This is a genomic window from Flavobacterium soyae, assembly GCF_021245985.1.
Lineage (GTDB): Bacteria > Bacteroidota > Bacteroidia > Flavobacteriales > Flavobacteriaceae > Flavobacterium > Flavobacterium soyae.
This window is the reverse complement of the sequence record NZ_JAJQXA010000001.1, coordinates 21,229-33,578: the sequence shown is the minus strand read 5'-3', so window position 1 is coordinate 33,578 and position 12,350 is coordinate 21,229. Positions and strand designations below refer to the sequence as shown.

Genomic DNA, 12,350 nt, shown 5'->3' with positions numbered 1-12,350 from the left:
TTGAGGTATAAATAAAGAAATAGTAATCACAAAATCTATAATCATGAAAAAAATAGTTTTATTAGCAGCAGCAGTTTTAGGAACAACTGTAATGGTAAATGCTCAGACAGCTCCAGTAAAAGAGACTCCGGCTAAAGAAGCAAAAACGGCTAAAAAAGATAAAAAAGCCGATAAAAAAACTAAAAAAGCAGAAGCTAAGCCAGAGGCAGCAAAAGCACAAAAATAACACAATATAAGTTTATTAAATAAACTTTGTTGTAGACTAAAGGTTTTAAATAATTTGGCTGCAAAAGCTGATAGAGAAATCTATCGGCTTTTGCTATTATTTGAGTTAAATTTTTGATAATAAAAAGCGATTAAATTTTCATTCTTTGTTACTTTGCTTAAAACTGTAAATAAATGATCCTTCGTTTTGTAATTCTATGTGCTCTCTTTCTGTTTATTGAGTTCTATTCGTATCAAGCCTTTCGTACTTTAATCAAATTAAGATGGGTTTTGATCAGCTATCAAATTATAAGTGTACTGCTTTTAGTTTTCATTATATATTCCTTTACGCAATTTGACCGTTCTGTTGGGCAGACCAGACAAACCATGTTTACTATGGGATTAATGTTATTGGTTTATGTTCCCAAAATTTTGCTTACGCTGATAATGTTTGGAGAAGATATTTTTAGGATTGGGACCAGTATATTAAATTACTGCATGTACAATACGCCTCGAAAAGAAATGATGCCGGACAGACGAAAATTTGTCAGCCAGTTAGCTTTAGGTTTAGCAGCGGTTCCGTTTTTGTCTTTGATTTATGGGATTTTTGAGGGAAAATATAATTTTAAAGTATTTAAGCAGACTATATTCTTTCCGGATCTTCCAGATGAATTTGATGGTTTTAAAATAACCCAGATTTCAGATGTACACAGCGGAAGTTTTGATAATCCTGATAAAATTAAATATGCAGTTGATTTGATTAATGAACAGGAATCAGACATAATTTTGTTTACCGGAGATATTGTAAATACGCATGCCAAAGAAATGCACCCGTGGCTGGAAACTTTTAGCAGAATTAAAGATTACAAGTACGGGAAATATGCTGTTTTAGGAAATCATGATTACGGAGAGTATGTGACCTGGCCATCTGAAAAAGAAAAAGATGAAAACTTCGCAGAAATCAAGAATCTTTATGGTAAAATAGGATTTAATCTTTTATTAAACGAAAATAAATATATTCAAAAAGGAGCTGATAAAATTGCTTTGGTTGGTGTTGAAAACTGGGGAAAGAATTTTAAAAAGGCAGGAGATCTTAATAAGGCTTCAGAAAATCTTCACCGTGATGATTTTAAGGTGTTGATGAGCCATGATCCAAGTCATTGGGAATATGAAATTAAAAAACACCCTAAAAACTTTCATTTAACGTTATCAGGACACACACACGGAATGCAGTTTGGAATTGAAATTCCGGGATATTTTAAGTGGAGTCTGGCGCAATATATTTATAAACAATGGGCAGGGCTTTATGAAGAAGCCGGCAGATATGTTTATGTAAACCGCGGATTTGGTTTTCATGCCTATCCGGGACGAGTTGGAATTATGCCTGAAATCACGGTGATTGAACTAAAAAAAGGCAAGAATGTGGCTTAATTCGTTAAAAATGCTACATTTGTATTAATTATATCTTTTTAATAGATTAAAAGAATTAAATTTTTGGTTTTATGTCAAAATTTGGAGAACTAATAAATGCTCAGGTTCCAGTGCTAATTGACTTCTACACAGATTGGAACGAATCATCAGTATTGATGCATCCGGTAATAAAGGATGTCGCGGCTGCGCTTGGAGACAAAGCGAAGGTAATTAAAATTGATGTCGATAAAAATCAGGAACTGGCCGAAGCATTACGAATTAAAGGACTTCCGACTTTAATGATTTATAAAGAAGGGCAAATGATCTGGAGACAATCCGGAGAACTTGACGCAAATACACTTATCGGGATTGTTCAGGATCAATTCGATGTATAAAAACTTCCGAAAATAAGATATTGTTCTGATTTTCTAATGAATAATATCAAATTTATATCCATTCTCTTTTAAAAAATGCAGTGTTTTTGGTAAAGCAAATTTTAAATTTGGCGATGCTTTTATGCTGTCATGAAATACAATTACACTCCCTGATTTTACATTTTTAGTAACATTCTCAAGGCATTTTTCAGGAGTTATACTTTGGTCGAAATCGGCGCTTAAAACATCCCACATAATTATTTTATAGCCTAGTTTTCGTAAAATTTTAGATTGCGCTTTTTTGATTTTCCCGTAAGGCGGGCGAAATATTAAATTGTTAGGTTTTATTTCTTCTTCTAAAATCTTGGCGCAGTTATTTACATTTTCGATATAATCGTTTGTGTGAATTTTCCAGCCATTTACATGATTCATAGTGTGATTTCCAATAGAATGCCCGTCTCGGATTAGTTTTTCAAATAAAGACAAATTTGCTTTAATGTTTTTTCCAATGCAGAAGAAAGTCGCTTTTGCATCAAACTTTTTTAGTTCAGATAAAACCCAGTCTGTAATTTCTGGGGTTGGGCCGTCATCAAACGTTAAGTATATTTTCTTTTCGTTGTTTGGAATATCCCAACAATATTTAGAAAACACCTTTTTAATAAATGAATTAGTTTTTACCCAATAAAAGCTCATTTTGGTTTTATTTATATCTATGTAAAAATAAAAAATGCAGCGCTTTTTATCAAGAAGCACTGCATTTTTTTAATCAATATATTTTTCGTATATTATTATTCTTTTTCGCGTCCAAAACGTTCAAAAACATTTACATACGTATTAAATACTGTTTTATGTTTTTCATAGAAAACTTTGTCTTCATTTTCCTTCATAACATGAAGTAAACTTCTGTAACGTTCAATATCTGTAATAATATCCATTGCCAGATCAGTTTGGTCACCTGGAGGCAGGGTAGCATAATAATTTAAGTTTTCCTTGTATTTATTAACCAGTTTATCTAATAAATCGTGCGCTTTGGCCGTTTCTCCTACTTTGTAATATCCACCAGCAAATGGCTCTACTAAAGAGTAATAACCAAATTTGTCCAGTGGCATTTTAGTTATTGCTAAATTGATTACATTTTTGGCCTTGTCAATTTTGCCTTCGGCAATAAGTTCATTCATTAAACGAGATAAATTTGTACGGTATGTAATACTGTTTCTTCTGGTTTCTGGATCGTGATAGATTTTTTCGCTTTCGCTGTTGCCCCAGTCCCATTTCATCACGATATCGTACATTTTATCGGCATCAATCTGTCCCATATCCATAGGCCCGCCATCTTTAGAAGGTACGTTTCTAACAGGAACTAATTTGTAAACCATTCCGTCTAACTGCAGATAGTCTTTTAACCATAAATAATCTTCATCATCAAAAGCTCCTCCGCTAAAATAAATTGGACGTTTCCAGTTGTTATTAGCCAGGATGTCCAGCATCATCAGTCTGTTTTTATAAAGTGCACTTCCTTTAATGTCAATATCCATATAAGGAACAATTGAATCATTGTATTTAGGATTTACAATCTTATTTTTGATAATGATGTTTTTGTCAACATTCACTCTAATTTTATTCGTTGGATAAAAATGAATTGTTTGTCCGTTTTGTAAACCTACAGTTGATTTTGGGTTTTTAATAAAATCAAGAAAATCTTTTATATTCCAGCGTGTTTCTATCTTCGGTATATGAGCTACATAATCTAAGTTATCCCCAACATATTGATCGTGAGTAAATGATATCGGTAAGGGATTAGATTCATATGATTTGGCTTTCATTTGATCAATGTACCAATCTGTCATGAAAAGACTCGTATTTACGATTTTAACATCAGTTCTAAAATGTTCGATTTCCTGTGCATACCAAAGAGGGAACGTATCGTTGTCACCAATGGTAAACAAAATAGCATCTTTGTCACACGAACTCAAATATGCTTTTGCCATTGCAACAGCAGTGTATCTGTTTGATCTGTCGTGATCATCCCAGTTTTGAGAAGCCATTAAAACCGGCGCTGCCAATAAACTTCCTGCAATAATAATTGGTCCGGCAATTTTTGGAGCAATATATTTTTGAATACTTTCATATAAAGAATAAACCCCGAAGCCAATCCAGATTGCAAAAACATAGAAAGATCCAACCAGAGCATAATCTCTTTCACGAGGTTCAAAAGGTCTTTCGTTCAAATAGATTTTTAATGCGATTCCGGTAAATAAAAATAGTGCCAGAAGAACATAAAAGCTTTTAAGATCTTTATTAGCATGATACATTATTCCGATTAAGCCTAAAATGAAAGGAATGAAATAATAAACATTACGCCCTTTGTTGTTTAAAACATCAGCGGGTAATTTGTCCTGAGAACCTAAATGAATAGAGTCAAGAGCTTTGATTCCGCTAATCCAGTTTCCATCTAAATTGTCGTATTTTCCCTGAACATCACTTTGACGTCCAACAAAATTCCACATTAAATATCTCCAATACATATATCCAAATTGATATTCGAACATAAAACTGAAATTATCTACAGTAGAAGGTTTTTCTATAATTAAATAATCTTTATAGCTATTTAGGAACTTAACATAGCCTTCATTGTCAATTTGTTTTTGGGCATAGGCGTTTCTAAATTCACCAATTGTTTTTTCAACCTCATTACGAAGCTGCCCTATTGCCTTATTATATTCTTCTTCTGTTAATTGGCTTGGATCAATTCCGTATTTACCTAAATCATCCTCATAATTATAGTTTGGATTGATTCGAAATTTAGGAGGATTTGTAAAATTGATATAGTTTTGAATGTGTCCGGTTTCTGTACTCCACATTCTTGGCAGAACCGTTTTTTGATTATCGTCGCTGTTTTGTTCTGCGTTTTTATAATTGTTGGTAATGATATATTTACCCGTTTTATAATCTCTTTCGTAGTTAGGTTTTTTGTCTAAATATGGAACATTAGCGTCAAGACCGGAAAAAACTTCAGTATACTGCGGGCCGTAAAATAATGGGTTTACACCGTATTGCTCACGATTATAATAGGCTAAAACCTCGGCAGCATCAGATGGTTTGTTTTCGTTGATTACTGTATTGGCATTTGCACGAACAGGTAACATGATCCAGGTAGAAAAACCAATTAATATAAATAAGATACAAAGGATAATGGTGTTATAAAAAATCAATCCTTTTTGTCTGGTAAATTTTAATCCAAAATAGAAGAAAGCAATTAAAAGTAAAACCACGAAAATAGTTCCGGAATTAAAAGGAAGTCCTAAACTGTTTACCATAAAAATTTCGGTTTTACCAAAGAATGCCATCGTTAAAGGCAGAAGTAATTTGAATATAAACAACAAAATTCCTATTACAGCCACATTGGCAATAAGAAAGTTTTTAATTGTAACTTTTTCGTAATGTTTAAAGTAGTAAAGAAATCCAATTGACGGAATCGTTAATAACGCCATAAAGTGAACTCCAAATGAAAGACCAATAACCAAAGAGATGATTAATAACCATTTGTTTCCTTTTGGTTTGTCCATATCTTGTTCCCAGCGTAATCCAAGCCAAAAAAGTAATGCTATTAGCAAGGAAGCCATTGCATAAACTTCTGCTTCGACAGCATTAAACCAAAAACTGTCAGAGAAAGTATAGGCTAGTGCTCCTACAAAAGAACTTCCTAAAATTACAATAGAATTATTTTGATTAATTTCGGTAAAACGTGCTATGATTTTCTTTAAAATCATAGACGAAGACCAAAACATGAATAAAATTGTAAATGCGCTAGAAAAAACAGACATCATATTTACCATTAAGGCCACATGCTGAGCATCTGTTGCAAACATGGCAAAGAATGCGCCCATCATTTGGAATAAAGGTGCTCCCGGGGGGTGGCCAACTTCTAGTTTAGCTGCTGTGGCAATATATTCGCCGCAATCCCAAAAGCTCATTGTAGGTTCGACAGTTAATGTGTAGGTAATTAAAGCGATTGCAAATGCAAACCAACCAATAATAGTATTCCATTTATTGAAATTGAATTGTGCCATATTTAGGAGTTAAAATTTTGTGTGTTTTTCTAGTCTACAAAGAAAATGTTTTTTTGCGTAAAGAAACGAGCATTAACAAAAAATTCTATAAAACTATCTGTAAAGATTAATGTGTTGTGTATAAGGTGCTTTGAAGAAAGTACGCGGCTTTAAAATGAAAAAAAATGAAAAAAAGCATTTTTTTTGACTAAAAAGTTTGTGCAAACTAAATAAAACCTTAAATTTGCACTCGCTTAACAGCATTGCTGGTCTATGGTGTAATGGTAACACAACTGTTTTTGGTGCAGTCTTTCTAGGTTCGAGTCCTAGTAGACCAACATAAAAAGCCTCTCAATCGAGAGGCTTTTTTTTATGCAAAAAAGTTGACTTAAAAATTTGCATAAGTTAAATAAAGGTTTAATTTTGCACCCGCTTAACAGCATTGCTGGTCTATGGTGTAATGGTAACACAACTGTTTTTGGTGCAGTCTTTCTAGGTTCGAGTCCTAGTAGACCAACATAAAAGCCTCTCAATCGAGAGGCTTTTTTTATGGAATAAATTTAAAAAACAAGTGTTATTTCTTCATTAGGATTTTGGTTTAAATTTTAAGGGTAATAACGGGTTTTACCGCGTGATTTACTAATCCTTCACTTATGCTTCCATTGAAGAAGTGTGCAAAACCGGTTCTTCCGTGAGTGCACATTCCAATAACATCGGCATTTATACTGTTAGAGAAATTGATAATTCCTTTTTCAATATTGGTGTCATTGTAAATATGTGTATCGTAATTTGTAAGATTGAAATGATTGGTGAAATTATTAATTGCTTTTTCGATTACATGTGTGGGTTTAAAGCTGTTTGGTGTGCAGATTGTAACCAGATGAATTTTTGCATCAAATGATTTTGAAAAGTTTAAAAGTTTTTCAAACGGTTTTTTAGTTTCTTCTGTAAAATCAGAGGCGAAAACAATATTCTGGACGTTAAAATCTGAAATGTCTTTTTTGATAACTAAAACAGGAATTTCAGAATTTCTTACAACTTTTTCAGTATTTGAACCAATTAGTAATTCTTCAACTCCGGCAGAGCCGTGTGAACCCATAATGATTAAATCAATGTTATAATCTTTGCTTACTTGTGTGATGCCGTGAATTGGCCTGTCCATTTTTACAATTTCTGTAACCTGAATCCCATCCAGGAAAGAACTTTGTGAGATTGTGTCAAGAGTTTCGTTTGCTTTTTGCATAAAAAGCATGGTTTCGGGAATGCCTACACCTCCAAATATTGCATCATTAGTTTGATGCGGGAATTCGAGCATATGTAAAATAATGATTTCAGAATCGTTTTTTTTGGCGATTTGAGCTGCAATTTTTAAGGCGTGTTCTGCATGTTCTGAAAAATCAGTAGGTACTAAAATTCGTTTCATAATTTTCGGGTTAAATTATTTGAATAATATGTTTTGAATGCTTCTATAAAGATAAGAAATATTTTTAGAGCAATCTATTTATTTGATTTATAAAAAAATCACTATATTTGCACCGTTATTTATTAAAATCTAAATAATGAGGGGACTAAATGTCCCCTCTTTTTATAAAATTATGACATTTAAGGAAAAAGTAAACGAATTAATTACAGAAGCTCTTCTGGAAAAGCCATCGATCTTTTTGATTGATCTTGCGGTTTCAGATTCTTTTAAAATTAGTGTTGGTTTAGACGGAGATAATGGAGTTGCACTTCAGGATTGTATCGATATTAGTCGTGCAATCGAGAATAATCTGGATCGTGAAGAACAGGATTTTTCGCTTGAAGTAGCATCAGTTGGAGTTGGTTCTCCTTTGAAATTGATAAGACAATACAAGAAAAATATTGGTAGAACGTTGATTGTTACTACAAATAATGAAAAAATTGAAGCAGAATTGATAGAAGCTAACGATGTTTTTATAATTTTGTCTTGGGAGGCAAGAGAACCGAAAAAAGTAGGAAAAGGAAAGGAAACAGTTCAAAAAGAACAACAGATACCTTATACAGAAATTAAAGAGGCAGTTGTTACAGTAACATTTTAATTAAAGAATTCGCATGGAAAATTTAGCATTAATCGATTCATTCTCAGAGTTTAAAGATAATAAACTTATTGATCGTGTAACGCTTATGGCAATTTTAGAGGACGTGTTTAGAAATGCATTGAAGAAAAAATACGGTTCTGATGATAATTTCGATATCATTATAAATCCTGACAAAGGGGATATGGAGATATGGAGAAGAAGAGTTATCGTTGCTGACGAAGATCTGGATTTTGAAAACGAAGAAATTACTTTGACTGAAGCAAGAATGATCGAGGCGGATTTTGAAATTGGTGAAGAGGTTTCTGAAGAGGTTAAATTGATTGATTTAGGAAGAAGAGCTATTTTGGCTTTGCGTCAAAACTTAATATCTAAAATTCACGAACACGATAATACAAATCTTTATAAGCAGTTTAAAGACATTATTGGAGATATTTATACTGCCGAAGTACACCACGTGCGTCCAAGAGTTGTTATTTTAGTTGACGATGAAGGAAACGAAATTGTACTTCCAAAAGAAAAACAAATTCCATCTGACTTTTTCCGTAAAGGAGATAATGTTCGTGGAATCATTGAAAGCGTTGAGTTAAAAGGAAATAAACCACAAATTATTATGTCCAGAACTTCTGAGAAGTTTTTGGAAAAATTATTTGAACAAGAAATTCCTGAAGTATTTGACGGTTTAATTACAGTTAAAAATGTAGTTCGTATTCCGGGAGAAAAAGCAAAAGTTGCTGTAGATTCTTATGATGACAGAATTGATCCTGTTGGAGCGTGTGTTGGTATGAAAGGATCCCGTATTCATGGTATCGTTCGCGAATTAGGAAACGAAAATATCGATGTAATCAACTATACAAACAATATTCAATTGTTTATTACAAGAGCATTGAGCCCTGCAAAAGTTTCTTCAATCAAAATTGATGAAGAAAACAAAAGAGCAGAAGTTTTCTTGAAATTAGAAGAAGTTTCTAAAGCAATTGGTAGAGGAGGTCATAATATTAAATTAGCAGGTCAGCTAACGGGTTATGAGTTAGATGTAATCAGAGAAGGTGATACTGCAAATGGCGAAGACGATGACGATGTTGAATTAACAGAGTTTTCAGATGAAATCGAAGACTGGGTTATCGAAGAATTCGCAAAAATTGGTTTAGATACAGCTAGAAGTATCTTAAAACAAGAAGTAGAAGATTTAGTAAGAAGAACAGACTTAGAAGAGGAAACAATTCTTGATGTTATGAAAATACTAAAAGAAGAGTTTGATAGCTAGTTATCCTAAACTCTAACAACACAACGAAAAAGGTAATAATAAAAAGGTTATATGTCTGAAGAGAGAGTAATAAGAATAAACAAGGTTTTAAGGGAATTAAATATCTCGTTAGAAAGAGCTGTTGATTATCTAAAAGATAAGGGAATTGCTATTGATGCAAATCCAAATGCTAAAATTTCTGACAGTGAATTTAATATCCTGCAAAGCCAATTTGCGGGCGATAAGGGGAATAAGGAAGCTTCTAAAGAAGTAGGAGAAGAGAAAAGAAAAGAAAAAGAAGCATTGCGTGTTGAACGTGAGAAAGAAATCGAGGACAAACGCAGACAAGACGAAGAACGTCAGAAACAACAAGAAATCATTAAAGCGAGAGCTGTTGTAACCGGACCTGTTCAAGTTGGTAAAATTGATTTAAATCCAAAAAAACCTGCAGTTTCTCCAGAAGAACCAGTTAAAGCTGAAGAGCCTAAAGCTGTTGCTCCATCTCAAACAGAAAAGCCTGTTCAAAAAGAAACTACACCATCTGAGCCTGCAGCTTCTGTAGTATCTGAAGAGAAAAAGGTGGAAAAACCAATTATTATAGAGAAAAAAGAAGTAAAAGCTGAGAATTCTAAAACAGCTCAGGAGCCAATTGTTTCAACTGATCCTGCAACTGCTGAAGAAACGATCACTACCCAATATCAAAAATTATCAGGAACTACTCTTACTGGGCAGACAATTGACTTATCTCAATTTAACAAGCCTAAGAAAAAGAAGGAAGAACCGAAAATTACTCCAAATAAACCTGGAGTTCCGGGAGCAGGAAACAATAATAACGCTAATAAAAATAAGCGTAAAAGAATCGCTCCTAAACCTGGTACGCCGGGTGCGCCAAAACCTGCGACAGGAAATGCGCCGGGAACACCAAATCCTAATAAAATTACTCCAAATACAGGAGGCGGAGGCTTTAATGCTAACAGAAGTGCAAGACCAGGTTTTGTAAAAGGAAACCGTCCGGCAATTGTTGCAAAAGTTGAACCTACTGAGGAAGAGGTAAAAAACCAAATTAGAGAAACTCTTGAAAAACTTCAGGGTAAAGGAGGTAAATCTAAAGCTGCTAAATACAGAAGAGATAAGAGAGAAACACACCGTCAGAAATCTGATGACGAGCAAAGAGCTCTTGACGAAGGAAGTAAAACAATTAAAGTTACAGAATTCGTTACAGTTGGTGAAATTGCAATCATGATGGATGTGCCGATTACTAAAGTAATTGGAACTTGTATGTCTCTTGGAATCATGGTAACGATGAATCAGCGTTTAGATGCTGAAACATTAACTATTGTTGCTGATGAATTTGGTTACGAAGTTGAGTTTATTACTGTTGATATCGAAGAAGCAATCGAGGTTGTTGAAGATAAAGAAGAAGATTTAGTAACCAGAGCGCCTATCGTTACTGTAATGGGTCACGTCGATCACGGTAAAACATCTTTACTGGATTATATCCGTAAAGAAAATGTTATTGCTGGTGAGTCTGGAGGTATTACGCAACACATTGGGGCTTACGGAGTAACTCTTGATAATGGTCAAAAAATTGCATTCTTAGATACACCAGGTCACGAGGCGTTTACCGCGATGCGTGCACGTGGAGCTCAGGTTACCGATATTGCTATTATTGTAGTAGCGGCGGATGATGATATCATGCCGCAAACAAAAGAAGCTATTTCTCATGCGCAAGCTGCGGGAGTGCCAATTATATTTGCAATCAATAAAATTGATAAACCAAATGCTAATGTTGAGAAAATCAAAGAGCGTCTGGCTAGTATGAATTTACTTGTTGAAGATTGGGGTGGAAAAATTCAGTCACATGATATTTCTGCAAAAGTTGGAACAGGAGTAAAAGAATTATTAGAAAAAGTTTTATTAGAAGCTGAAATTTTAGATTTAAAATCTAATCCAAATAAAGCGGCTCAAGGAACAGTTGTTGAAGCTTTCTTAGATAAAGGAAAAGGATATGTATCAACAATTTTAGTTCAGCACGGAACTCTTAAAGTTGGAGACTACATGCTGGCAGGAAAACATCATGGAAAAGTTAAGGCGATGCATGATGAAAGAGGACATATTGTTTTAGAAGCTGGTCCTTCGACTCCGGTATCTGTTTTAGGTTTAGATGGAGCTGCAACAGCGGGTGATAAGTTTAATGTATTTGAAGACGAAAAAGAAGCAAAACAAATTGCATCTAAACGTTCTCAATTAATGCGTGAACAATCTGTACGTACGCAGCGTCATATTACACTTGACGAAATTGGACGTCGTATCGCTCTTGGTCAGTTTAAGGAATTGAACGTAATACTTAAAGGAGACGTTGATGGATCTGTTGAAGCATTGTCAGATTCGTTCTCTAAACTTTCTACTGAAGAAATTCAAATTAATATTATACATAAAGGAGTTGGTGCAATTACAGAAACAGACGTTATGCTGGCTTCTGCATCAGACGCGATTATTATTGGATTTAATGTTCGTCCTGCCGGAAATGCAAGACAGCTTGCCGATAAAGAGGAAATCGATATCCGTTACTATTCTATCATCTACGCAGCAATCGATGACTTGAAAGATGCGATGGAAGGAATGTTAGCTCCTGAAATGAAAGAAGAAGTTTTAGGAACTGCTGAAATCCGTGAGATTTTCAAAATTTCTAAAGTAGGTTCAATCGCTGGTTGTATGGTGACAGATGGTAAAATCTTAAGAACTTCTAAAATTAGAGTTATTAGAGATGGAGTTGTAGTTCATACAGGTGACTTGGTTGCTTTAAAACGATTCAAAGATGATGTTAAGGAAGTAAGTAAAGGTTACGATTGTGGTATCCAAATTAAAGGATTTAATGATATCGAAATGAATGATGTTATTGAAGCTTACCATGAAGTAGCCATTAAAAAGAAATTGAAATAATTTAGTATATTTTAATCTGTAAAAAATCCCGAGCAATCGGGATTTTTTTGTTTAGTATATTTTGGAA

The 12,350-nt window shown here is 33.8% G+C and carries 9 protein-coding genes and 2 tRNA genes; 8 read left to right on the top strand and 3 right to left on the bottom strand.

Annotated features, from left to right (window positions below):
• Window positions 1-43: 43 nt before the first annotated feature.
• The 3 genes from LUU93_RS00125 to LUU93_RS00115 all read left to right on the top strand — a co-directional run bounded on the left by LUU93_RS00125 (window position 44) and on the right by LUU93_RS00115 (window position 2,009).
• Entirely contained in the window at window positions 44-226 is a 183-nt protein-coding gene (locus LUU93_RS00125; RefSeq protein WP_232675933.1) for a hypothetical protein, read from the top strand.
• Window positions 227-399: 173 nt separating this feature from the next.
• Entirely contained in the window at window positions 400-1,635 is a 1,236-nt protein-coding gene (locus tag LUU93_RS00120) for a metallophosphoesterase (RefSeq protein WP_232675931.1), read from the top strand.
• Between the two features lie 71 nt (window positions 1,636-1,706).
• On the top strand, window positions 1,707-2,009 hold the full coding sequence (locus LUU93_RS00115) for a thioredoxin family protein (RefSeq protein WP_053474396.1): 303 nt from the start codon (window positions 1,707-1,709) through the stop codon (window positions 2,007-2,009).
• A gap of 33 nt (window positions 2,010-2,042) precedes the next feature.
• On the opposite strand, the gene LUU93_RS00110 is transcribed toward LUU93_RS00115, so the two are convergent.
• The gene (locus LUU93_RS00110) at window positions 2,043-2,681 is read right to left on the bottom strand and encodes a polysaccharide deacetylase family protein (RefSeq protein ID WP_232675929.1); all 639 of its coding nucleotides are present in this window, start codon (window positions 2,679-2,681) and stop codon (window positions 2,043-2,045) included.
• Window positions 2,682-2,776: 95 nt separating this feature from the next.
• Window positions 2,777-6,058, bottom strand: coding sequence for a glycosyltransferase family 117 protein (locus tag LUU93_RS00105; RefSeq protein WP_232675927.1), 3,282 nt, complete (start codon window positions 6,056-6,058; stop codon window positions 2,777-2,779).
• Between the two features lie 246 nt (window positions 6,059-6,304).
• Between LUU93_RS00105 and LUU93_RS00100 the strand changes: the two genes are divergently transcribed.
• Both LUU93_RS00100 and LUU93_RS00095 read left to right on the top strand, forming a co-directional pair.
• Window positions 6,305-6,375 (top strand) — tRNA-Gln (locus LUU93_RS00100).
• Between the two features lie 108 nt (window positions 6,376-6,483).
• Window positions 6,484-6,554 (top strand) — tRNA-Gln (locus LUU93_RS00095).
• 81 nt (window positions 6,555-6,635) lie between these two features.
• Here the strand turns inward: LUU93_RS00095 and LUU93_RS00090 are convergent.
• Entirely contained in the window at window positions 6,636-7,460 is an 825-nt protein-coding gene (locus LUU93_RS00090) for a universal stress protein (protein WP_232675917.1), read from the bottom strand.
• A 172-nt stretch (window positions 7,461-7,632) separates the two neighbouring features.
• On the opposite strand from LUU93_RS00090, the gene rimP reads away from it, so the two are divergent.
• The 3 genes from rimP to infB are packed head-to-tail and all read left to right on the top strand — an operon-like array spanning window position 7,633 to window position 12,283.
• The gene (gene rimP, locus LUU93_RS00085) at window positions 7,633-8,097 is read left to right on the top strand and encodes a ribosome assembly cofactor RimP (RefSeq protein WP_232675915.1); all 465 of its coding nucleotides are present in this window, start codon (window positions 7,633-7,635) and stop codon (window positions 8,095-8,097) included.
• Between the two features lie 13 nt (window positions 8,098-8,110).
• Window positions 8,111-9,361 (top strand): transcription termination factor NusA, encoded by a 1,251-nt coding sequence (gene nusA, locus LUU93_RS00080; protein WP_232675907.1) that lies wholly within the window; start codon window positions 8,111-8,113, stop codon window positions 9,359-9,361.
• 51 nt (window positions 9,362-9,412) lie between these two features.
• Window positions 9,413-12,283 (top strand): translation initiation factor IF-2, encoded by a 2,871-nt coding sequence (infB, locus tag LUU93_RS00075; protein ID WP_232675896.1) that lies wholly within the window; start codon window positions 9,413-9,415, stop codon window positions 12,281-12,283.
• Window positions 12,284-12,350 lie beyond the last annotated feature (67 nt).

Bases quoted from the DNA above. Each gene is read 5' to 3' on its own strand.
- LUU93_RS00110 (WP_232675929.1), bottom strand. From the start codon at position 2,681: ATGAGCTTTTATTGGGTAAAAACTAATTCATTTATTAAAAAGGTGTTT.
- infB (WP_232675896.1), top strand. From the start codon at position 9,413: ATGTCTGAAGAGAGAGTAATAAGAATAAACAAGGTTTTAAGGGAATTA.
- nusA (WP_232675907.1), top strand. From the start codon at position 8,111: ATGGAAAATTTAGCATTAATCGATTCATTCTCAGAGTTTAAAGATAAT.
- rimP (WP_232675915.1), top strand. From the start codon at position 7,633: ATGACATTTAAGGAAAAAGTAAACGAATTAATTACAGAAGCTCTTCTG.
- LUU93_RS00125 (WP_232675933.1), top strand. From the start codon at position 44: ATGAAAAAAATAGTTTTATTAGCAGCAGCAGTTTTAGGAACAACTGTA.
- LUU93_RS00090 (WP_232675917.1), bottom strand. From the start codon at position 7,460: ATGAAACGAATTTTAGTACCTACTGATTTTTCAGAACATGCAGAACAC.
- LUU93_RS00120 (WP_232675931.1), top strand. From the start codon at position 400: ATGATCCTTCGTTTTGTAATTCTATGTGCTCTCTTTCTGTTTATTGAG.
- LUU93_RS00115 (WP_053474396.1), top strand. From the start codon at position 1,707: ATGTCAAAATTTGGAGAACTAATAAATGCTCAGGTTCCAGTGCTAATT.
- LUU93_RS00105 (WP_232675927.1), bottom strand. From the start codon at position 6,058: ATGGCACAATTCAATTTCAATAAATGGAATACTATTATTGGTTGGTTT.